This window comes from Mesorhizobium sp. CO1-1-11 (genome assembly GCF_020164995.1).
GTDB lineage: Bacteria > Pseudomonadota > Alphaproteobacteria > Rhizobiales > Rhizobiaceae > Mesorhizobium > Mesorhizobium australicum.
The window spans coordinates 67233-89602 of record NZ_JAIUHE010000011.1; the positions used below are offsets into that span (position 1 = coordinate 67233).

21 protein-coding genes are annotated in these 22370 nt (G+C 63.3%); 9 read left to right on the forward strand and 12 right to left on the reverse strand.

From position 1 onward, the window contains the following. Positions 1 to 32: 32 nt before the first annotated feature. The 4 genes from dnaN (at position 33) to LB554_RS14645 (ending at position 3629) form a co-directional block, all read left to right on the forward strand. Entirely contained in the window at positions 33 to 1151 is a 1119-nt protein-coding gene (dnaN, locus tag LB554_RS14630) for a DNA polymerase III subunit beta (protein ID WP_015313988.1), read from the forward strand. Positions 1152 to 1217: 66 nt separating this feature from the next. Next, entirely contained in the window at positions 1218 to 2357 is a 1140-nt protein-coding gene (gene recF, locus LB554_RS14635; RefSeq protein ID WP_224585218.1) for a DNA replication/repair protein RecF, read from the forward strand. Between the two features lie 31 nt (positions 2358 to 2388). After that, entirely contained in the window at positions 2389 to 3141 is a 753-nt protein-coding gene (locus LB554_RS14640; RefSeq protein ID WP_015313990.1) for a molybdopterin-synthase adenylyltransferase MoeB, read from the forward strand. 2 nt (positions 3142 to 3143) lie between these two features. After that, positions 3144 to 3629 carry a GNAT family N-acetyltransferase gene (locus LB554_RS14645; protein ID WP_224585219.1) on the forward strand — a complete coding sequence of 162 codons (486 nt, stop codon included), beginning with the start codon at positions 3144 to 3146 and terminating at the stop codon, positions 3627 to 3629. Positions 3630 to 3664: 35 nt separating this feature from the next. On the opposite strand, the gene LB554_RS14650 is transcribed toward LB554_RS14645, so the two are convergent. Next, positions 3665 to 4666, reverse strand: a complete 1002-nt coding sequence (locus LB554_RS14650) for a 2-hydroxyacid dehydrogenase (RefSeq protein ID WP_140660652.1) — start codon at positions 4664 to 4666, stop codon at positions 3665 to 3667. A 148-nt stretch (positions 4667 to 4814) separates the two neighbouring features. Here LB554_RS14650 and LB554_RS14655 point away from each other — a divergent pair, with 148 nt between their 5' ends. Further along, on the forward strand, positions 4815 to 5375 hold the full coding sequence (locus LB554_RS14655; protein ID WP_015313993.1) for an SH3 domain-containing protein: 561 nt from the start codon (positions 4815 to 4817) through the stop codon (positions 5373 to 5375). Here the strand turns inward: LB554_RS14655 and LB554_RS14660 are convergent. Next, positions 5365 to 5745: a DUF4260 domain-containing protein gene (locus LB554_RS14660; protein ID WP_140660651.1), complete on the reverse strand. Its 381-nt coding sequence runs from the start codon at positions 5743 to 5745 to the stop codon at positions 5365 to 5367. The genes LB554_RS14655 and LB554_RS14660 overlap by 11 nt on opposite strands. A gap of 28 nt (positions 5746 to 5773) precedes the next feature. Continuing rightward, a complete protein-coding gene (irrA, locus tag LB554_RS14665) occupies positions 5774 to 6205 on the reverse strand; it encodes an iron response transcriptional regulator IrrA (protein ID WP_015313995.1) in 432 nt (143 codons plus the stop codon). A 242-nt stretch (positions 6206 to 6447) separates the two neighbouring features. On the opposite strand from irrA, the gene fabA reads away from it, so the two are divergent. The 4 genes from fabA (at position 6448) to LB554_RS14685 (ending at position 10754) form a co-directional block, all read left to right on the forward strand. Next, complete coding sequence (fabA, locus tag LB554_RS14670) at positions 6448 to 6966, forward strand: 3-hydroxyacyl-[acyl-carrier-protein] dehydratase FabA (RefSeq protein ID WP_015313996.1); 519 nt, start codon at positions 6448 to 6450, stop codon at positions 6964 to 6966. 49 nt (positions 6967 to 7015) lie between these two features. Further along, positions 7016 to 8236 (forward strand): beta-ketoacyl-ACP synthase I, encoded by a 1221-nt coding sequence (gene fabB / locus LB554_RS14675; protein WP_224585221.1) that lies wholly within the window; start codon positions 7016 to 7018, stop codon positions 8234 to 8236. Positions 8237 to 8267: 31 nt separating this feature from the next. Beyond that, entirely contained in the window at positions 8268 to 9080 is an 813-nt protein-coding gene (gene fabI / locus LB554_RS14680; protein ID WP_224585223.1) for an enoyl-ACP reductase FabI, read from the forward strand. A 129-nt stretch (positions 9081 to 9209) separates the two neighbouring features. After that, the gene (locus LB554_RS14685; protein ID WP_224585225.1) at positions 9210 to 10754 is read left to right on the forward strand and encodes a putative bifunctional diguanylate cyclase/phosphodiesterase; all 1545 of its coding nucleotides are present in this window, start codon (positions 9210 to 9212) and stop codon (positions 10752 to 10754) included. Between the two features lie 115 nt (positions 10755 to 10869). Here the strand turns inward: LB554_RS14685 and LB554_RS14690 are convergent, their stop codons facing one another. The 9 genes from LB554_RS14690 to nusA all read right to left on the reverse strand — a co-directional run bounded on the left by LB554_RS14690 (position 10870) and on the right by nusA (position 22362). Beyond that, a complete protein-coding gene (locus LB554_RS14690; protein ID WP_140722943.1) occupies positions 10870 to 11880 on the reverse strand; it encodes a class I SAM-dependent methyltransferase in 1011 nt (336 codons plus the stop codon). Between the two features lie 69 nt (positions 11881 to 11949). Beyond that, positions 11950 to 14097 (reverse strand): polyribonucleotide nucleotidyltransferase, encoded by a 2148-nt coding sequence (gene pnp, locus LB554_RS14695; protein ID WP_015314001.1) that lies wholly within the window; start codon positions 14095 to 14097, stop codon positions 11950 to 11952. Positions 14098 to 14376: 279 nt separating this feature from the next. Then, a complete protein-coding gene (gene rpsO / locus LB554_RS14700; protein WP_015314002.1) occupies positions 14377 to 14646 on the reverse strand; it encodes a 30S ribosomal protein S15 in 270 nt (89 codons plus the stop codon). Between the two features lie 181 nt (positions 14647 to 14827). Further along, a complete protein-coding gene (corA, locus tag LB554_RS14705; protein ID WP_224585227.1) occupies positions 14828 to 15922 on the reverse strand; it encodes a magnesium/cobalt transporter CorA in 1095 nt (364 codons plus the stop codon). A gap of 52 nt (positions 15923 to 15974) precedes the next feature. Next, the gene (gene truB, locus LB554_RS14710; RefSeq protein WP_140614776.1) at positions 15975 to 16955 is read right to left on the reverse strand and encodes a tRNA pseudouridine(55) synthase TruB; all 981 of its coding nucleotides are present in this window, start codon (positions 16953 to 16955) and stop codon (positions 15975 to 15977) included. Further along, a complete protein-coding gene (gene rbfA / locus LB554_RS14715) occupies positions 16955 to 17365 on the reverse strand; it encodes a 30S ribosome-binding factor RbfA (RefSeq protein ID WP_015314005.1) in 411 nt (136 codons plus the stop codon). Before rbfA ends, truB begins: the two co-directional genes overlap by 1 nt. Before the next feature lie 139 nt (positions 17366 to 17504). After that, positions 17505 to 20081, reverse strand: a complete 2577-nt coding sequence (infB, locus tag LB554_RS14720) for a translation initiation factor IF-2 (protein ID WP_224585229.1) — start codon at positions 20079 to 20081, stop codon at positions 17505 to 17507. Further along, positions 20078 to 20728 (reverse strand): RNA-binding protein, encoded by a 651-nt coding sequence (locus tag LB554_RS14725; protein ID WP_140614777.1) that lies wholly within the window; start codon positions 20726 to 20728, stop codon positions 20078 to 20080. The genes infB and LB554_RS14725 overlap by 4 nt, the downstream gene beginning before the upstream one ends. Positions 20729 to 20766: 38 nt before the next feature. After that, positions 20767 to 22362, reverse strand: coding sequence for a transcription termination factor NusA (gene nusA / locus LB554_RS14730; RefSeq protein ID WP_015314008.1), 1596 nt, complete (start codon positions 22360 to 22362; stop codon positions 20767 to 20769). Between the last annotated feature and the right edge of the window lie 8 nt (positions 22363 to 22370).

Consider the following 22370-nt stretch of genomic DNA (forward strand, 5'->3'; position numbering starts at 1 on the left):
CCGTTCATTCATTCAAGCGAGCCTGTTTCGTCATGCGTGTTATCCTGGAACGGTCAAATCTCCTGAAGTCGCTCAACCACGTGCACCGCGTGGTCGAACGGCGCAACACCATACCGATCCTGTCGAACGTGCTTCTCAGCGCGGACGGCGCCAGCCTCGAAATGAAGGCCACCGACCTCGACCTGGAGGTGACGGAAGCGACGCCCGCCAAGGTCGAGCGCGGCGGCGCGACGACGGTCCCCGCGCACCTGCTCTATGACATCGTGCGCAAGCTCTCCGACGGCGCCGAGGTAATGCTGAAGACGGATGAGGACGGCAACGCCATGACGGTGACGTCGGGCCGCTCGAGCTTCCGCCTGCAGTGCCTGCCGCAATCCGATTTTCCCGAGCTTTCGGCCGGATCCTTCTCGCACATCTTCCGCCTCGATGCGGTGGCGCTGAAGGGCCTGATCGAGAAGACGCAGTTCGCCATCTCCACCGAGGAGACACGCTACTATCTCAACGGCATCTACCTGCACACGCACGAAGTCGGCGGCAAGCTGAAGCTGCGCTCGGTGGCAACCGACGGCCATCGGCTGGCGCGCGCCGAGATTGACGCGCCGGCCGGCTCCGAGGGCATGCCGGGCATCATCATTCCGCGCAAAACAGTGAGCGAGTTGCAGAAACTGGTCGACGATCCGGATGTCGCCGTGACCACCGAACTGTCCGACACCAAAATCCGCTTCACCATCGGCAGCGTCGTCCTCACCTCGAAGCTGATCGACGGCACCTTCCCGGACTATCAGCGGGTCATTCCGACCGGCAACGACAAGAAGCTGATCCTCGACCGCCAAAGCTTCGCCGCCGCGGTCGACCGGGTCTCGACCATCTCTTCCGAACGCGGCCGCGCGGTGAAGCTCTCGATCAGCGAAGGCCAGGTGACGCTTGCGGTCAACAATCCGGATTCAGGCAGCGCCACGGAAGAACTGGCGGCCGACTATTCGGCCGACCCGATCGAGATCGGCTTCAACGCCAAATACCTGCTCGATGTCGCCGCGCAATTGACCGGCACGGAGGCCAAATTCATGTTGGCCGATGCCGGTTCGCCGACGCTGATCCACGACATGGCCGATGAGACCGCGCTTTACGTGCTGATGCCGATGCGGGTATAGCCGGCGCGGCGTCGCTGGCGATACGACTAGGCCTTGGTTGCGGCGACTTCTACAGGCGGATAGCGGTTGCCGGCACAAACCCAAATAAGTAAGCTCACGCTTACCAATTTTCGCAACTATGCGACCCTTGCGATAGATGTCGCGCCGGGCGCCGTGGTCTTTTCCGGCGACAATGGTGCCGGCAAGACCAATCTCCTCGAAGCGATCTCCTTTTTGACACCGGGACGCGGCTTGCGCCGCGCAGCCTACGGGGATGTGGCCCGTGAGGGTGGCGATGGCGGTTTTGCCCTGCATGCACGGCTCCACGGACCTGAAGGCGAGGTCGAGATCGGTACAGGCATTTCCGGGGGCGACACCGCAGAGAGCGGCAGGCGGGTGCGTATAAATGGAGCCGCGGCGCGGGCCGAGGACATGCTGGAATGGCTGCGGGTCGTGTGGCTGACGCCGGCGATGGATTCGCTGTTCACCGGGCCGGCCGCGGATCGCCGGCGCTTTCTCGACCGGCTGGTGCTAGCGATCGATCCCGGCCATGGCCAGCGCGCACTCGATTACGAGAAGGCGATGCGAGGCCGTAACCGCTTGCTGACGGAAGGCTCGCGGGATGCCAGCTGGTTCGAGGCGATAGAGACGCAGATGGCCGAGACCGGCGTGGCGATAGCGGCCGCGCGCGCCGAGTTGGTGCGCCTGCTGGTGGCCATGATCGACAGGCTGCCCGACACCGGACCGTTTCCGCGGGCCGATATCGGCCTTTCGGGTGAATTGGAGGCCGAGATTGCCGGTGCGCCGGCGGTCGATGTCGAGGAGCGGTTCCGACGGGCGCTTGCCGATGGCCGCGACCGCGACCGCGCCGCCGGACGTACCCTCGAGGGCCCGCACCGCTCGGACCTCATGGTCCGGCACCGGCCCAAGGCAATGCCGGCCGAACTCTGCTCGACCGGCGAACAGAAGGCGTTGCTGGTCGGCATCGTGCTGTCGCATGCCCGGCTGACCGGCGAAATGTCCGGCCTGACGCCGATCCTGCTGCTCGACGAGATCGCGGCGCACCTCGATGGCGGCCGGCGCGCGGCACTGTTCTCGATCCTGGAAGACCTGAACTGCCAGGCTTTCATGACGGGTACCGATGCGGCGCTGTTTTCCAGCCTGCATGGCCGCGCTCAGTTCCTGACGGTCGACCATGGCACGGTTGGGCCAACCGAAGACCCCTGACAAGATTTTTCGGCCGCTATATGGTCCTGACATGACTACCGCCCTCACCGCCGACGAGATCGAACGCTATGCCCGCCACATCGTGCTGCCCGAGGTCGGCGGCGCTGGCCAGCAGAAGCTCAAGCAGGCGCGGGTGCTGGTGATCGGCGCTGGCGGGCTCGGGGCGCCGGTGCTTGAATATCTCGCCGCGGCCGGTGTCGGCACGCTCGGCATTGTCGACGACGACACTGTTTCGCTCTCCAACCTACAACGGCAGGTCATTCACGGCACCGATACGGTCGGCATGCTGAAAACCCAGAGCGCCGGCGCTGCGATCGCCCGCATCAATCCCAACATATCGGTCGAAACGCACACATTCCGGCTCACCGCGGAAAACGCCCCTGCCCTCGTCGCCAAGTACGATATCGTCGTCGACGGGTCCGACAATTTCGAGACGCGTTATGTGGTTGCCGATGCCTGCGCCAGCGAAGGGAAGCCGCTGGTGCATGCGGCCGTCGGACGTTTCGATGGCTCGGTCACCGTGTTGAAGCCTTTCGAGGACGGCAGGGACGGCAAGCCGAACCCGAGCTATCGGGATCTGTTTCCCGAAGCCCCGCCGCCGGGCCTGGTGCCGTCCTGTGCGGAGGCCGGAGTGCTCGGCGCGCTGACCGGCGTCGTCGGCACCCTGCAGGCAATGGAGGCGATCAAACTGGTCACCGGCATAGGCGAGCCGCTGATCGGCCGGCTGCTGCTTTACGATGCGCTCGCCGCCCGCTTCGAGACCATCCGCTACAAAAGACGCTGATCTTGGAAGAACCCCCTGTTTCGATCACGCAAATCCCCGCCGATTTCGGCCGCTGGGGTGATGTGCTTGCCCTGATCATGCATGCCTTCGCCTTCATGGACGGCATCATCGACCCGCCGTCGTCGGCTCACCTGCTCACAGTCGAAGCACTGCGCGCCAAAGCCTTGCGGGAGACAGGCTTTCTGGCGCTCGACGGCGACAGGATCGTGGGCTGCGTTTTTGCTCTCGAAAAGGCCGAGGGTCTTTATGTCGGCAAGCTCGCCGTCGCCCCGGACCGGCAGGGGCAAGGCATTGGCCGGCGGCTGATGCAAGCGGCCGAAGATCTGGCCCGCAGCCGCGGCAAGGCCGACATCGAACTGGAGACGAGGATCGAACTGGCCGCAAATCATGCCGCCTTTGCCCGGCTCGGCTTTCGCGAAACCGAACGGACGGCGCATGAGGGCTATGACAGGCCGACGTCCATCACCATGCGGAAGACCATTTCGTAAGCTTCGGTTTATGAGAGCCGGCGCCTGGAAGGTTTTCAGGTCCTGAGCGGCAGCACGCGGTCCGGCGGGCGATGGCCATCGACGAAGGCGCGGATATTGATGATGACCTTCTCGCCCATGTCGATGCGGCCCTCGAGCGTGGCCGAGCCCATATGCGGCAGAAGCACGACCTTGTTCCTGGCGGCCAGCTTCAAGAGCTTGCCGTTCAGGGCCGGTTCGTGCTCGTAAACGTCCAGGCCGGCGCCGGCGATCTTGCCGTCCTGGATCAGCTTGACCAGCGCTTCTTCGTCGATGATGTCGCCGCGGGCAGTGTTGACGATATAGGCGGTGGGCTGCAGCAACGCGAGCCGCCGCGCCGACAGAAGATGAAAGGTAGCGGGTGTCGAGGGACAATTCACCGAGATGATGTCCATGCGGGCCAGCATCTGGTCGAGACTTTCCCAATAGGTCGCCTCCAGCCCATCCTCGACCGCCGGCAGCACACGATGCCGGTTGTGATAGTGGATGGACAGGCCGAAAGCCTTGGCTCGCCTGGCAACGGCGGTGCCGATGCGGCCCATGCCGACAATGCCGAGCCGCTTGCCCCAGATGCGCCGGCCAAGCATCCAGGTCGGCGACCAGCCGGCCCATTTCTTGTCGCCCGTGAGCACACTGGCGCCTTCCGCCAGCCGGCGCGGCACCGCCAGCATCAACGCCATGGTCATATCGGCGGTATCTTCGGTGAGCACGTTGGGCGTGTTGGTGACGGTGATGCCCCTCTTGGCCGCCGCCGCCACGTCGATCTTGTCGACGCCGTTGCCGAAATTGGCGATCAGCTTGAGATTGTCGCCGGCCTGGGCAATCAGTGCGGCGTCGATCTGGTCGGTCACGGTCGGCACCAGCACGTCGGCTTCCTTGACCGCAGCGACCAGTTCCGGCTGCGTCATCGGCCTGTCCTCGACGTTCAGCCTTGCGTCGAACAGCTCGCGCATGCGGGTCTCGACCGGGTCGGGCAGCTTTCGCGTGATGACCACGAGAGGCTTCTTTTTGCCTACCATTGTTTCCCTCGTTGAGACCTCTTTAACCAAGACAGGCGAAACTGAAAGCCGGTCGCGGTAGCCGATTTACCCATGTAACAAGCGGTGCCGCCGAAGACAAAGAAAAAGGGGTGCCGCAGCCATCGGGCCGGTGCCGAAAGGAACGAAAGTGTCTGGTTTCGCGTCGCTTCGCCTGGCCCTCAGCGCAGCATTTCTCGGCGCTCTTCTCTATTCTCCGCTTGCCGGCGCGCAAAGCGCGGCCGCTCCCGCCCAGAGCGCCATCACGCTCGGACCGAGCGGCCTGCCGCTGCCGCGATTCGTCAGCCTGAAATCCGGCCGCGTCAACTCGCGTGTCGGCCCCGGCGCCAACTATTCGGTCGACTGGATGTACATGAAGGCTGGCCTGCCCATGGAAATCATCCAGGAATTCGATACGTGGCGGCGCGTGCGCGACGCCGACGGCTCGGAAGGATGGATCAACCAGTCGCTGCTTTCGGGCCGACGTACCGCAATCGTCGCTCCCTGGCAGCGCGGCAAGGGCGGCCAGATCAACCTGCTCAAGAGCCCCGAAAAGGATGCCAGAGTGGTGGCGATCGTAGAACCCGGCGTCATGGGCACGATCAAAGCCTGCGACGGCCAGTGGTGCGAGATGACGTTCGACGGCCACACCGGCTGGCTTGCCCAGTCGGTCGTCTGGGGCGCTTATCCGGGCGAGCGGGTCAAGGACTGAACGTTTCGCTTTTGCGCCCGATACGGCCGAGATGGGTATCCTGAAATCCTGTTGACAGCTTCAAGCCGTAGCCCAGCGCGCGGTCGATCGCGATATGCGCGATCCAGATCAGTGCGACGGCGTTGCCGACCGCACTGCCGGCGAGGTGCCCGGCAAGCAACACAAGCACCGGTACGATCAGAATGTGCAAGGCGTTGTAGGCAATGGCGCCGACGCGTGGGCCGCCGAGATAACCCAGCATCGACAGGTCCGGCGCCAGGATGAGCAACGCGAAGAGCCACCAGGAAACGCCTGTCGCGCCATAGAAGACGATCGCGGCAGCCGCCGCGACGGCCCATTCGAGCCGGACTATCCAATCGAGGAATTTCATCCCAGACCGCTTATTCCGGCCTTGCCGATCATTCCGGACGCTTGGGACGCAGCCTCACCACGATATCGACATTGGCGATCTCCATGCCTTCGGGCGGCTCCGGCAGATTGGTGACGGTTACCGGGCCGTTGGCGATGTCGAAAATCCTGTTTTCGCCTTCGATGTAGAAATGGTGGTGGTCGGAGGTGTTGGTGTCGAAGTAGGTCTTGGAACCTTCGACGGCGAGAATGCGCAGCAGCCCCGCCTGGGTAAACTGGTGAAGCGCGTTGTAGACGGTGGCCAGCGATACCGGCACGCCGGCGGCCTGCGCCTCCTCATGCAGTTCCTCAGCCGACAAATGGCGGTCGCCCTTGGCGAAAAGCAGGTCGGCCAGCGCAATGCGCTGACGGGTCGGCCTCAGGCCGGCTTCACGTACCCGCTTGTCCACAGCGACATTTTCCTTCCGGCAGCCCCGGTCCATCTGGTCTTCCAAGCTCGCAGTCCCGCTTCAAGACACGCCCAGAATGGCAAAAAAATGAATGTCTGCCGGAACCGGACCCCTGTTGACATATATTCTGTCGCCCGAATGCGATCAATAGCGCGCATTGACCCGGGCAGACTGGCGGGTTAAGCGCAAACGCCGGTTTCCGGCCTGAAACAGATTGTGTTAGGACACCAACGACAAGGGCGCGCTACCGCCCGGACGATATGGGGACGAAATTGATGGCGGGTTCGAAATCCAGCTACGACTACGAAGAATTGCTGGCCTGCGCTCGTGGCGAGCTGTTCGGAGAGGGCAATGCCCAGTTGCCCTACCCGCCGATGCTGATGTTCGACCGTATCACCGAGGTCAGCGAGACCGGCGGCGCCTTCGACAAGGGTTTCATTCGCGCGGAATTCGATATCAATCCCGACCTGTGGTTCTTTGCCTGCCATTTCATCGGCAATCCGATCATGCCGGGCTGTCTGGGCCTTGACGCCCTGTGGCAATTGACCGGCTTCTATCTCGGCTGGCTTGGCGAACCCGGCAAGGGAATGGCGCTGTCGACCGGAGAGGTCAAGTTCAAGGGCATGGTCACGCCATCGGTCAAGAAGGTCGAGTACGGCGTTGATTTCAAGCGTGTGATGCGCGGCCGGCTGGTGCTCGGCATCGCCGATGGCTGGATGAAGGCGGATGGCGAGCCCATATATGCGGCGACGGACCTGAAGGTCGGTCTGTCCAAGCAGTCGGCGGTCGCTTGACCGCAGCCCTGGCCCGCGCATTGGCCAGCATCCCTGGAAGGAGTTGCGAATGAGACGTGTCGTAGTCACAGGCCTCGGCATCGTGTCGTCGATCGGCAACAATGCCAACGAGGTGCAGACCTCGCTGCATGACGCCAGATCCGGCATCAGCTTTTCCGATTCCTTTGCCGAACATGGCTTCCGGTGCCAGGTCTGGGGCGCGCCGACGCTCGATCCTTCGGCGATGATCGACCGCCGCGCGATGCGATTCCTGAGCCAGGGCGCGGCGTGGAATCACGTCGCCATGGACCAGGCGATCGCGGATGCCGGCCTCGACGAGAGCGACATCACCAACGAGCGCACCGGCATCGTCATGGGTTCGGGCGGCCCCTCCACGCGCACCATCGTCGAGGCGGCCGAAACCACGCTCAAGAACGGCAGCCCCAAGCGCATCGGTCCCTTCGCGGTGCCGAAGGCGATGTCGTCGACGGCCTCGGCAACCTTGGCCACATGGTTCAAGATCCATGGCGTCAACTATTCGATCTCCTCGGCCTGCTCGACCTCGGCGCATTGCATCGGCAATGGCTACGAGCTGATCCAGTGGGGCAAGCAGGACATGGTCTTTGCCGGCGGCCACGAGGATCTTGACTGGACGATGTCGGACTTGTTCGACGCCATGGGCGCCATGTCGTCGAAGTTCAACAACAGGGCCCCGACCGCATCGCGCGCCTATGACGCCAATCGCGACGGCTTCGTCATAGCCGGCGGCGCCGGCGTACTGGTGCTGGAAGAGCTGGAGCACGCCAAGGCGCGCGGCGCCAAGATCTACGCGGAGATCGTCGGCTACGGCGCCACTTCGGACGGTTTCGACATGGTTGCGCCCTCGGGCGAAGGCGCGGTCCGCTGCATGCGCCAGGCGCTGGCGACGGTTTCCACGCCGGTCGACTACATCAACACGCACGGCACCTCGACGCCGGTCGGCGATTCCAAGGAAATGGGCGCGATCCGTGAAGTGTTCGGCGAGAAGATGCCGTTCATCACGTCGACGAAGTCGCTGACCGGCCATTCTCTGGGCGCGGCGGGCGTGCAGGAATCCATCTATTCGATCCTGATGATGCAAGGCGGCTTCATCGGCGAAAGCGCCCATATCGAGACGCTCGATCCGGAATTCGAGGGCATGCCGATCGTACGTAAGCGCATCGACAACGCAGGGATCGACACCGTTCTGTCGAACTCCTTCGGTTTCGGCGGCACCAACGCGACGCTCGTTTTCCAGCGCTACTCCGCATAAGGCCAAGTTTTTCATATAAGGATTGCCGGCCATGGACGGATTGATGAAGGGCAAGCGCGGGCTTGTCATGGGTGTTGCCAACGATCATTCGATCGCCTGGGGCATTGCCAGGAAATTGTCCGAACAGGGGGCGGAACTGGCCTTCACCTACCAGGGCGAGGCTTTTGGCCGCCGGGTCAAGCCGCTCGCCGACAAGCTCGGCGCTTCGCTGGTCGTTCCCTGCGACGTCGAGGACAGCGCTTCGGTCGCCGCCACGTTCGAGACGCTTGGCAAGGCGTGGGGCGGACTGGACTTCGTCGTCCATGCCATCGGCTTTTCCGACAAGAACGAGTTGAAGGGCCTCTATGCCGATACCAGCCGGGACAATTTCGTCCGCACCATGGTGATCTCCTGCTATTCCTTCACCGAGGTGGCGCGCAATGCCGCGCTCCTGATGACCGCCGGCGGCTCGATGATCACGCTGACCTATGCCGGCTCGGTCCGCGTCATGCCGAACTATAATGTCATGGGCGTCGCCAAGGCTGGCCTGGAGGCCAGCGTGCGCTACCTCGCCAACGACTACGGTCCGCGCGGCATCCGGGTCAACGGCATCTCGGCCGGTCCGGTGCGTACACTGGCCGGCGCCGGCATTTCGGACGCCCGCCACATGTTCTCCTACCAGCAGCGGAACTCGCCGCTGCGCCGGACGGTGACGATCGACGAGGTCGGCGGCTCCGCGCTGTATCTCCTGTCCGACCTTGCTTCCGGCGTCACAGGCGAAATCCACTATGTCGATTCCGGCTACCATATCGTGTCGATGCCGACCCTCGACGAATTGAAGCAGACGGATGGCGGCCGCGACTGACGGCGGCCCCGGTCACGCGGGTCTTTTGCCAGTAAAGAAAATAATCCTCTCCAGTAAAATTGGATTCATTCGCGGAAACTCATTTTAAGAAGGTTTCCGCTATAAAGCTTCCCATCTGGGGACCTTTTCATGCCTGCCGCCATCAACCCGAAGCGAACACCCGTGTTCCGACTGCTCACGATAGCAAGTTCGGGCATTGGCAGTTTCGTCCTCGGAATCTGGGGGCTGAAGCACGGTCTCGGCGACGGATTTGCCGGCATTTCGGCTGATATGATGGTGTCGATCATGGCCGCGCTTTGTGCGCTGGCCGCATCGGTGGCGGCGATGTCCTTCTTTGCTGGTGTCGATGAATCGGCGGATTTCGTCTTCAACGAAACCCATTTCGACAAGCTGACCGGGCTGCTGGCCCGCCCGGCGATGGTCGGCAAGATCGCCGAGGCGGCATGCGCGACTAGCCGCACCGGGGAACCGATGTTCCTGATCGACATCGACATCGACCGGTTCAAGCAGATCAACGATGCAATCGGCTACACTCACGGTGACGAACTGATCCGCGCCTTCACCAAGCGGCTGCACGACTGCGTGCCGGAGCGCGCACTGATCGGGCGGATCGGGGCCGGCGAGTTCGCGGTGCTGCTTCCCGATCACCAGATCCAGGGGACCCTGGAAAGCATGGTCGAGAGGCTCATCGACGAGATGATGGAGCCGTATGAACTCAGCACCCACCAGCAATCGGTGAGCCTGTCGGTGGGCATCGTGGCGATGCCCAAGGATGGGATCGATCCGGTCCTCATCCTGCGCCGTTCCAACCTGGCGCTGCAGAATGCGCGCGCCAGCGGGGTTGGCAACTGGTCGGTCTTCAACAGCGATATGGGGCGGGTGGCCGACCATCGCCAATGGGTCGAGTCCGAACTGCACAATGCGTTCGAGCGCGGCGATTTCGACCTGCATTATCAGCCGCAGCTCGACCTTCCGACAGGCCGCATCGTCGGCTACGAGGCGTTGATCCGGTGGCAGCATCCCGAACGCGGCATGATCCCTCCGATGGAGTTTATCCAGATCGCCGAGGAGACCGGCATGATCAATCCGATCGGCGAATGGGTGCTGCGCAAGGCCTGCAGCGATGCCCGCCATCTGCCGGACGACTGTTTCGTCGCCGTCAACATCTCGCCGGTCCAGTTCATGACCAAGGATTTCGTCGGCCTTGTGCGCGACACGATGCGGAGCACCGGCATCAAGCCGTCACGGCTGGAACTGGAAGTCACCGAGACGGCGATGATGCAGGACCGCGACCGCGCGGCCGCCATCCTGAAAGAACTCGCCGAGATGGGGATCTCGGTCGCTGTCGATGATTTCGGCACCGGCTATTCCAACCTCAGCTATCTGATCGACTTCTCATTCGGCAAGCTGAAGATCGACCGCTCCTTCGTCAGCCGCATCGATACCGATGCGAGCTCCGGCGCGGTCGTATCGACCATTGTCGGGCTTTCACGGGCGCTTGGCGTCAGCATCATTGCCGAGGGCGTCGAGACCGAGAACCAAGCGACACTGCTGCGGGCAGCTGGTTGCGAAGTGGTGCAGGGCTATCTGTTCGGCCGGCCGGCGCCGCTCAAATTCAGCGCTGGTGACAGGCACGCCACCGACGAAGTCCGGCGCGTCGCCAATCTACACTGACCTACAACATGTCGCGGCAATAGGATTCGCCCGACCTGCTGTAAGCTTCCGATTTATGGATGGCATGTCCCCGAACCGATGACACTTCCGGGCGACACGCATCAAATGCATCGCATCAGCGCCGTGCGACAAACACCTTGAACATGCCGTCGCGGGCAAGCTCGGCGTGGCTGGCAAAGGCGGCCGACAGCACCGGCTCGTAGGGAAGCTGGCGGTTGGCGACCATGAACAGGCGCCCACCGGGCTTCAAGGCCTTGGCCGCGGCGCGGATCATGCCGACGCCGATCTCGGGCTCGGCCGCACGGCTGCGGTGGAAGGGTGGGTTCATTGCGATGACGTCGTAGCGGCGCTCGACAGGCTCGGCCAGCAGATCCGTCCAGAAGAAGCCCTGCGCCACGGTGTTGGCAAGGTTGCCCCTGGCGGCCTCCAGCGCATCGAAATCGGCTTCGTAAAGATCGAGGGCCGACAAGCCCGGACAGCGGGCAGCCATCTCGGCCGCCACATAGCCCCAGCCGGCGCAGAAATCGGCCGCGGTGCCACGCAAATCACCGGGCAGATTGTCGACCAGCAGTTTCGAACCGGCATCGACGCGGTCGAAGGAGAACATGCCGGGTGCGGTGCGGAACCGGTCCTCAACAAGCAAGGCGGGATTGGCGGCGCGAAGCGCGGCGGCGGCTTGCACATCAACCGGACGACGCAGCCAGAAGGCAATACCGTGATATTTTGGCATGTGGCTATCAAGCAGAACAAGATCGCCGACGCGCTTGCGCAGGCTTGCGATGCCATCCTCCTTGCCACCTGCAATGACGATCAATCCGCCCTCCGCCACCCGCTCGAGAGCCTCGGCGATGCGCAATTCGTTCTCGCCGCGATGGCGGCCGGCGAGCACAAGCACTGCATCGAAATCCTCACCAGCCGATCGCGGCGTGACCGTGAAGCCAGCTGCCTGCAACGCGCGAAAATACGGCCGAAAGCCCTGTACGAGATGCAGCGTAGCCTCGAAACCCTGTGGCAAGCGCAGGCCGGGTTCGGCGCCAAGGAAGAGAATGCGCTCGTCCCTGCCCGGCGGGGAAAGAGCCTCGGCCTCAAATGGATGAAAAAGCGTCTTCAACGCTTCAGCGGACATGGCCGTGCTCCATAAACAAAAGCGGGCGCGACATAAGCCGCGCCCGCTTCGATTTTTCCGTCAGAGGCCTCAGGCGGCGTTTTCTTCGCCTTCGGTCTTCTTGTCGCGGGCGATTTCCTTGCCGGTGGCCTGGTCGACGACCTTCATCGACAGGCGGACCTTGCCGCGCTCGTCGAAGCCCATCAGCTTGACCCAGACCTTGTCGCCTTCCTTGACGACGTCCGAGGTCTTGGCGACCCGGTCGTTGGCAAGCTGCGAGATGTGGACGAGGCCGTCACGCGGACCGAAGAAGTTGACGAAGGCGCCGAAGTCGGCGGTCTTGACGACCGTGCCTTCGTAGATCTCGCCGACCTCCGGCTCGGCGACGATGGTGTGGATCCACTTCTTCGCCGCCTCGATCTCCTTGGCGTTCGACGAAGCGATCTTGACCGTGCCGTCGTCCTCGATGTTGATCTTGGCGCCGGTCTTCTCGACGATCTCGCGGATGACCTTGCCGCCCGAACCGATGACGTCGCGGATCTTGTCGGTCGGGATGTGCATGACCTCGATGCGCGGCGCGAACTCGCCGAGTTCAGGGCGGGCGCCGGTCAGGGCATGGGACATCTCGCCGAGGATATGCAGGCGACCGTCCTTGGCCTGGCCAAGGGCGATCTTCATGATCTCCTCGGTGATGCCGTCGATCTTGATGTCCATCTGCAGCGAGGTGATGCCGCCTTCGGTGCCGGCAACCTTGAAGTCCATGTCGCCGAGGTGATCCTCGTCGCCCAAGATGTCGGAGAGCACGGCGAAGCGCTCGCCTTCCTTGATCAGGCCCATGGCGATACCGGCCACCGGCTTGGCCAGCGGCACGCCGGCATCCATCAGCGCCAGCGAGGTGCCGCAGACGGTAGCCATCGAGGACGAGCCGTTGGACTCGGTGATCTCCGAGACGACGCGCAGCGTGTAGGGGAACTGGTCGGCGGAGGGCAGCATCGGACGGATGGCGCGCCAGGCGAGCTTGCCATGGCCGATTTCGCGGCGGCCCGGCGAACCCATGCGGCCGGTCTCACCGACGGAGTAGGGAGGGAAGTTGTAGTGAAGGAGGAATTTCTCCTTGTACATGCCGGTCAGGGAATCGACGTACTGCTCATCCTCGCCGGTGCCGAGCGTGGCAACCACGAGCGCCTGGGTCTCGCCGCGGGTGAACAGCGCCGAACCATGGGTGCGCGGCAGGACGCCGACTTCGGAGACGATCTTGCGAACCGTGCTCAAATCGCGACCGTCGATGCGCGCCCCGGTGTCGAGGATGTTCCAGCGAACGACCTTCGCCTGCAATTCCTTGAATACCGAGCCGATCTGTTCGGAGGTGTACTTTGCGTCCTCGCCTTCAGCCGGGGCAAACGCGGCCTTGACCTTCGCCTTGACGGCGTCGACGGCGGCGTAGCGCTTCTGCTTGTCGACGTTCTTGTAGGCATTGCTGAGCTCGTCGCCGACGATCTTCAGCATCTCGGCCTCAAGCGCGGAATAATCCGGCGCGGTGAAGTCGCGCGGCTCCTTGGCGGCAACTTCCGCCAGCTTGATGATGGCGTCGATGACCGGCTGGAAGCCCTTGTGGCCGAACATGACAGCGCCGAGCATCAGCTCTTCGCCGAGTTCCTTGGCTTCCGACTCGACCATCAGCACGGCATCAGTGGTGCCGGCAACGATGAGGTCGAGCTTGGATTCCTGCATCTCGTCGACATGCGGGTTCAGCACATATTCGCCATTGATGTAGCCGACGCGCGCGCCGCCGATCGGGCCCATGAAGGGAACGCCCGACAGGGTCAGGGCCGCCGAGGTGGCGACGATCGACAGGATGTCCGGGTCATTTTCGAGATCGTGCTGGACGACGGTGACGACGATCTGCGTGTCGTTCTTGTAGCCGGCGGCGAAGAGCGGGCGGATCGGGCGGTCGATGAGGCGGGAAACCAGCGTTTCCTTCTCGCTCGGACGGCCTTCGCGCTTGAAATAGCCGCCCGGGATCTTGCCGGCGGCATACGTCTTTTCCTGGTAATTGACGGTCAGCGGAAAGAAGTCGAGACCGGGCTTGGGCTCCTTCATCGAAACGACGGTGGCGAGAACCTTGGTCTCGCCGTAGGTGGCGAGCACCGCGCCGTCGGCCTGGCGCGCGATCTTGCCGGTCTCCAGGATGAGCGGACGACCGCCCCATTCGATTTCCACTTTGTGGTGATTGAACATGTCTTGTCCTTAATAAGCGGAAAGGGCCGCGCCGTTTCACGGTGCGCGGATGCCCTTTGCCTGGCTTCCTTTCTCGGGCAGCCACGGGCAAGACAACGGGAAGCTCGGGTGATTTAGGCGCGACAAGCGCGCGCGAGCGTCCTGCAATCCTGCCCCATGACCGTCCATGGGCGGTTTCGAACGGCCCTTTGCACGCTCGAAACCGGGTCTGGCCAGCCTGTGCGACTGGCAGAATGCGCGACCGGCGGGCTCTCCGAAGAAAGCCCGCCGGTCAATTCGTCAACGGCGCAGACCGAGCTTCTCGATCAGTGTCTGATAGCGCGAGTCGTCCTTGCGCTTGAGATAATCAAGCAGGCTGCGGCGCTGGGACACGAGAGCGAGCAGACCACGGCGGGAATGGTTATCCTTCTTGTGGTCCTTGAAATGGTCGGTCAGGTTCTTGATGCGCTCGGAAAGGATGGCCACCTGGACTTCCGGAGACCCGGTATCGCCCTTGGCGGTTGCGAATTCACCCATCAATTCCTGTTTGCGCTCGGCAGTAATCGACATCGTGTTTTTCCTTATCTGTTTGAGGAAACGGGTCGCCCACAGCCGGGATGTCGTCCAGCAGGGGCCGTGCATGCAAAGCGTCAAGGCGCTATGCTGCGGCGCATATAGTGCAATTCCCTGAAAAACACCAGCCCAATTCACAAGCCGGCTTTTGAGGCTCAAATGACAGATTTAAACCCGATCAAAGCCATTTCTTCCATTTGAAGAATGCAATCAGCCCGACAGCGACGGCAGCCATGAACAGCAGAGACAGGGGATAGCCGTAGTACGCCTTCAGCTCCGGCATATCCCAAGGCGAGCTGGCAGGGTCGAAGTTCATGCCCCAGATGCCGACCAGGAAGGTGAGCGGCATGAAGATGACCGAAACGATGGTGAGATAGGAGATGACGTCGTTGGTGCGGGCCTGGCTCAGCGACAGATGCATTTCGATCAGGCCGGTCAGCATGTCGCGCTGGGTCTCGACCAGCTCGATCAGCCTGAGCGAATGGTCAAGCGTGTCGTTGAGGAAGACCTTGGTCTCGGCTGTGACATAGGCCACGTCGTTGCGGATCAGCGTTGCCAGCGCATCGCGCATGGGCCACAGCACGCCTTTCAGGACATTGGCATCGCGCCGCAATTCGTGCAGCTGCCGCATCTGGTGCTTGTGCGTCGAATGCAGCATCTGGTCCTCAATGCTGTCGACCAGGTCACCGGCAGCCTCGATCGGCGGAAAATAGCTGTCGACGATGGCGTCGATCAGCGCATAGGCGAGATAGTCGGCGCCGCGCGTGCGCAACCGGTTGGGGGCCGAACTCTCGATGCGCTTGCGCACCGGATCGAACGGATCGCCTTCGCGCTCCTGGAAGGTGACGACGAAGTTCTCGCCGAGGAAGAGAGCGATCTGCTCGTAGCGATGCGACGTGACATCGTCGATCATGCGCATGACGACGAAGGCGTGATCCTCGAAGAAGTCGACTTTCGGCCGCTGGCCGGTGTTGACGACGTCCTCCAGCGCCAGCGGATGCAGGCTGAAGATGCGGCCGATCTCCTCGATCAATTGGATGTTGGCAAGGCCGGTGCAGTCGAGCCAGATGACGGGCCATTTCCGGCAACTGGCCTCGACATCGTCGATGCTGGCGTTCTCGACGGTCTTGAACTTCTGCGGCGAGATCAAGGTCAGCCGCAGTTCGGAGCGCCGCGCCGCCGGATCGGCGATCAGCGTGCCGGGCGAGGCGCCAACCGGAGGCCGTCTCGTCTTCACCGGCGCCCGTTTTTTCACCACCTCGGCCTTTGCCATGCCACCACCCGTCGAACCTGCTTGTCCTATACCGCCATGGCGATCAGACCGATCACCCGGCAAAGACCCGCTTGGGCTTGAACATGCCTTGCTCGATAGCGCCGATGGCGACGAGCTTGCCGCGGGCCGTCGCACAGGCTTCTTCCGCCTCCACCGGCGCGTCACGGCCACGAACGATGACCGGATTGCCGAGGCGGATCTTGGTCGCGGCATCGTCGCTGATCGCGATCTGCGGCAGGCAGTCGAGCGCCGCCGAGGTGTCGACGAGAAGCCCGTCGATGGCGCCGAAATCGATAGGCATCTCCACTGCGTCCGCGGCATCTGCCTCCGGATCCGGTTTATCGTCACCTTGCGCGCCGAAGCGCGCGGCCTCGAGTTCGGCGATGGTGACGAAGTCCTCTGGCGTAAACGGCTCGACCTCGACCCGGCGCAGTTCGCTGATATGGCCGAAGCAGCCGAGGTCGCGGCCCATGTCGCGGGCCAGCGAACGCACATAAGTGCCCTTGCCGCATTCGACCTCGAAAATCGTCTGGTCCGGCTTGTGCTCGACAATGTCGAGCCGGCCGATCTCGATCTCGCGCGGCGGTATGTCGACCGTCTCGCCTTCGCGGGCGAGGTCGTAGGCGCGTTCACCCGCAATCTTGATCGCGGAAAATTGCGGTGGCGTCTGCATAATGACGCCGGTGTATTTCGGCAGCAACACCCGGACATCGGCTTCCGATGGACGCTGATCGGCCTCTTTCGTCACCGGACCTTCGAGGTCATCGGTCGACCGCTCCTGTCCCCAGGCAACGGTGAAACGGTAAATCTTGGCGCCGTCCTGCACGTAGGGCACGGTCTTGGTGGCCTCGCCGAGCGCGATCGGCAGCATGCCGGAGGCAAGAGGGTCGAGCGTGCCGGCATGGCCGGCCTTTTCGGCCTGGAACAGCCATTTGATCTTGGAGACGGCCTCGGTCGAGCCCATACCGACCGGCTTGTCCAGCACCACCCAGCCGGAGACCGGCCGGCCCTTCTTCTTGCCGCGACGCCCCATTATTCTTCTTCCTTGTTGTCGTCGCTATCGAGGTCGCGTGCCACTTCGGGCGACTTCAGCAAGTCGTTGATCCTGGCGAAATTGTCGAAGGACGTATCCAGCCGGAAACGGAACTCCGGCATGTACTTCATCTGCCGGAGCGCGCCGGAGACGCGGCCGCGCACGAACTTGGCATGCTTGTTCAGCGCTTCGATCACGGCGTCGGTATCCTTTGCGCCGAGCGGAGAAACGAAGGCTGTGGCGATCTTGAGATCCGGCGACATCCGCACTTCCGACACCGAAACGACGGTATTTTCAATCAACGGGTCGATGATGTCCCCGCGCTGCAGGGTTTCCGAGAGCGCATGGCGCACCTGTTCACCGACGCGCAACATGCGCTGGGATGGGCTTGATGTGGTGGAACGGGGCATTTTTCTCGATCCTGAAGCGTGAGGCGCGGGATGGGACCGTGCCGCATGTCTCAAATGATTATTCTCAACAGGCTTGTGGTCAACAGGCTTGGGGCGGCGGTCTTTCGACCACCGCCCGATATCGACAAGTCACTCGACCTCAGAGTGTGCGGGTCACCATCTCGACGCGGAAGCACTCGATGACGTCGCCGACGCGCATGTCCTCGTAGTTCTGGAAGGCCATGCCGCACTCCTGGCCGCCCGGGACTTCCGAAACTTCGTCCTTGAAGCGCTTCAGGGTCTTCAGCGTGCCTTCGTGGATGACGACGTTGTCGCGGATCAAGCGTACGCCCGCACCACGCTCGACCTTGCCTTCGGTGACACGGCAGCCGGCGATCTTGCCGACCTTGGTGATGTCGAAGATCTCGAGGATCTCGGCATTGCCGATGAAGGTCTCGCGACGCTCCGGCGAGAGCAGGCCCGACAGAGCCGCCTTCACGTCATCCACGAGGTTGTAGATGATCGAATAATAGCGGATCTCGATGCCCGCGGCCGCGGCCGCGGCACGTGCCTGCACATTGGCGCGAACGTTGAAGCCGATGATCGCCGCGCCAGACGTTTCCGCCAGCGAGACGTCGCTTTCGGTGATGGCGCCGGCGCCGGAATGAACGATGCGCGCACGAACCTCGTCGGTCCCAAGCTTGTCGAGCGCGGCATTGATCGCCTCGATCGAACCCTGCACGTCGCCCTTGATGACCAGCGGGAATTCCTTCAGCCCGCTCGTCTGCAACTGCGACATCATCTGTTCGAGCGAGCCGCGCTGGCCGGCATGCCTGGCCACCGCCTTCTCGCGCGCCAGACGCTGGCGATATTCGGTGATCTCGCGGGCACGGGCCTCGTTGTTGACCACGGCGAAGCGGTCGCCGGCCTGCGGCGTTCCCTGAAGGCCGAGCACCTCGACCGGCATCGCCGGCGGTGCTTCCTTGATCTGCTCGCCGCGATCGTTGACCAGAGCGCGCACGCGGCCCCATTCATTGCCGGCGACGAGGATGTCGCCCGGCATCAGGGTGCCGGTCTGCACCAGAACGGTGGCGACGGGACCACGGCCCTTGTCGAGCTGCGCCTCGATGACGACGCCCTCGGCGGTACGGTCGGGATTGGCCTTGAGGTCGAGGATTTCTGCCTGCAGCAGGATCGCCTCGAGCAACTTGTCGAGATTGGTGCCCTTGGTCGCCGACACTTCGACGTCCAGCACTTCACCGCCCATCGATTCGACGAAGACCTCATGGCGCAACAGTTCGGAACGCACCTTCTGCGGATCGGCGTCATGCTTGTCGATCTTGTTGATCGCCACGATGATCGGAACGCCGGCCGCCTTGGCATGGCTGATCGATTCGATCGTCTGCGGCATGACACTGTCGTCGGCCGCGACCACCAGGATGGCAATGTCGGTGGCCTGGGCGCCACGGGCGCGCATCGCCGTAAAGGCGGCGTGGCCGGGCGTGTCGATGAAGGTGATCTTCTGACCGTTCTTCTCGACCTGATAGGCGCCGATATGCTGGGTGATGCCGCCGGCCTCGCCGGAAACGACATTGGCGTTGCGGATCGCATCGAGCAGCGAGGTCTTGCCGTGGTCGACGTGGCCCATGATGGTCACGACCGGCGGACGCGACACCAGGTCCTCGGCATTGTCGGCGATGTTGAACAGGCCTTCCTCGATGTCGGACTCGGCGACGCGGCGGACCGTATGACCGAATTCGGTGGCGACCAGTTCGGCCGTGTCGGCGTCGATGACGTCGCCTGGCTTCAGGATCTGGCCCTGCTTCATGAAATACTTGACCAGGTCGACAGCACGCTCCGACATGCGCTGCGCCAGTTCCTGGATGGTGATGGTCTCGGGCAGGATCACTTCGCGCATGACCTTCTCGCGCGGCTCGTTGTGCATCGCGCGCTTGAATTTTTCCTGGCGGCGACGCATCGACGACAGCGAACGAGCCCGGGCATCCTCGTCGGACAGCGCGGAGTTCAGTGTCAGCTTGCCACGGCGGCGGTCTTCCTCGCTCTTGTTGGGCTTTGCCGGGCGCGCCACTTCGGGCGTGACCAGGCGGCGCACCGGCGCGCCGGCGGTCGCCCGCTTCGGCTTGACCTCTTCCTCCTCGTCGGCGGTCGCCAACTCGGCGGCTTGCGGTGCGCGGCGGCGCGCCTCTTCCTCGGCGCGGCGGCGCGATTCGGCCTCGGTCTGCAACCGTGCCTCTTCCTCGGCCTGGCGGCGCGCGGAGTCCTCGCGTTCGCGCTTGCGGCGCTCTTCGTCCTCGGCGCGGCGCTTGGCGTCCTCGGCGGCCCGCTGACGGTCTTCGACCTCGCGGACCTTCGAGCCCTCGAGCGCCCTGCGGCGCGCTTCCATCTCGCTGCGCGACAATTCGTTCAGCACCATGCCGCTGCGCTCGACCGGAGCCGGCGGCGGAGGTGGCGCCTTGGGCGCTTCCTGGACGACAGGCGCCGCCACGACCGCCGGCTTCGGCGTGAAGACGGGCGCAGGCGGAGCCGCGGCCGGCTCCGGCTTGTCGCCGGGCAGCGAGAACTTGCGCTTCTTGGTCTCGACCACGACCGACTTGGTACGGCCGTGCGAGAAGTTCTGGCGCACGGTGCCCTGTTCCATGCCGGGGCGCTTCAGCGTCAAGGTCTTCTTCGGTGTAACACTCAACGTCTTGTCGTCGCCCGATTTCGTATCGCTCATTCCATATCCTCTGCGGCATCATCTTCGTCAGCAACGGCCGCAAGCATTGCAAGATCGTCCGGGGTACCGCCCCGATATCGGTCGAGCGCAACCATGCGCTTCTGGACCGCCTTACCCGCGTCTCCCGCGAGGACGGCAGCATGTATCACATTTGTACCCCCCAATGCCAAGCTCAACTCGGCCTCGGAGAAAAGTTTGTAGGCAAGGATGGAGGGGCCGCCGATATGGACGGTCGCCCGCCGCGCCTGGCTGATCTTGCGCACGCCATCCTCGGACGCTTCGGTCGCGTGGAGCACGAAAAGCGCCAGTCCGCCGCGCACCGCGCTCTCGACCTTGGTGGCGCCTAGCGAAATCGAGCCTGCCTTGCGGGCAAGACCCAGCATACCGAGAGCGTATCTGGAAAGCAGCCCGTCGACCATGCCGCCGAGATCGGGCGGCACGACCACCTGTGCCTTGAAGGCGCGGGCAAAAAGGTTCTTGGCCGCCGCCTTCTCGATATGTAGGCGGTCCGCACTCACCCAGCAACCACGGCCGGGCAGATTTCTCTTGAGATCGGGAACGACGGCCGAATCCGGGCCGACGACGAACCGGATCAGTTCATCCGGTTCGGCCTGTTTGCGGGTGACGATGCAGGTGCGATCGTTCATCTCTTCCAAGGGCGGGTTGTGTGCGATGCGGTTTCACCTCACGCACCAACGGCTTCGTCGGCCGTTTCTTCTTCGGCCGCAAGCTCGTCTTCGGTGATCCAGCCGGCCTTGAGGCGAGCGGCCAGAACCATCTGCTCGGCATCGGCGCGCGAAACGCCGTGATTGGCCAGCACGCCGGGATAGACCTTGGTCTCGCCGTCCTTGCGTTCCTTCCAGCCGGTGAGGTCGTCGGCGGCATAGCCGGCGAAATCCTCGATCGTCTTCACGCCATCCTCGCCGAGCGTCACCATCATGGCGGTGGTGACGCCGGGGAGTTCGCGCAGATCATCCGAAACGCCCAGCGCCTTGCGCTTCTCGTCGTGCTCGGCCTCGATCTTCTCTAGATATTCGCGGGCGCGGGTCTGGATTTCCGAGGCTGTATCCTCATCGAAGCCGTCGATCGAGGCGATCTCGCCGGCATCGACATAGGCGACTTCCTCGACGCTGGTGAAGCCTTCCGAGGCCAGCACCTGGCCGACCATCTCGTCGACATCGAGGGCTTCCATGAACAGCGCCGAGCGCTCGACGAATTCCTTCTGGCGGCGCTCGGATTCCTCGGCCTCGGTCAGGATGTCGATGTCCCAGCCGGTGAGCTGCGAGGCAAGGCGCACGTTCTGGCCGCGGCGGCCGATGGCCAGCGACAGCTGATCGTCGGGAACCACCACTTCGATACGCTCCGCATCCTCGTCGAGCACGACCTTGGCGACTTCCGCCGGCTGCAGCGCATTGACGATGAAGGAGGCCGCCGAAGGCGACCACGGAATTATGTCGATCTTCTCGCCCTGCAATTCGCCGACGACGGCCTGGACGCGGCTGCCGCGCATACCGACGCAGGCGCCGACCGGATCGATCGAGCTGTCACGCGAAATGACGGCGATCTTGGCGCGCGAGCCCGGGTCGCGGGCGACCGACTTGATCTCGATGATGCCGTCATAGATCTCCGGCACTTCCATGGTGAAGAGTTTGGCCATGAACTGCGGATGGGTGCGCGACAGGAATATCTGCGGGCCGCGCTGCTCGCGCCGCACGTCGTAGACATAGGCACGCACGCGATCGCCATATTTGTAGTTTTCGCGCGGGATCAGCTCGTCGCGGCGGATGATCGCCTCGCCACGGCCGAGATCGACGATGACGTTGCCATACTCGACGCGCTTGACGGTGCCGTTGACGATCTCGCCGATACGGTCCTTGTATTCGTCGTATTGACGGTCGCGCTCGGCCTCGCGCACCTTCTGCACGATGACCTGCTTGGCAGACTGGGCGGCGATGCGGCCGAAGTCCATCGGCGGCAGCAGTTCGGCGATGAAATCGCCAAGCTGGGCGTCGGGATTGCGCTCACGCGCCGAGGAAATGGCGATCTGGGTGGCGTAATCGTCGACCTTCTCGACCACTTCCATCAGCCGCTGCAGCTTCATCTCGCCGGTGTTCGGGTTGATGTCGGCGCGAATGTTGGTCTCCTGGCCATAACGCGAACGCGCCGCCTTCTGGATCGCATCGGCCATGGCGGCGATGACGATCGACTTGTCGATCGACTTCTCACGCGCGACCGCGTCGGCAATCTGCAGCAGTTCAAGTCTGTTGGCGCTTACAACCATGTTCTTTC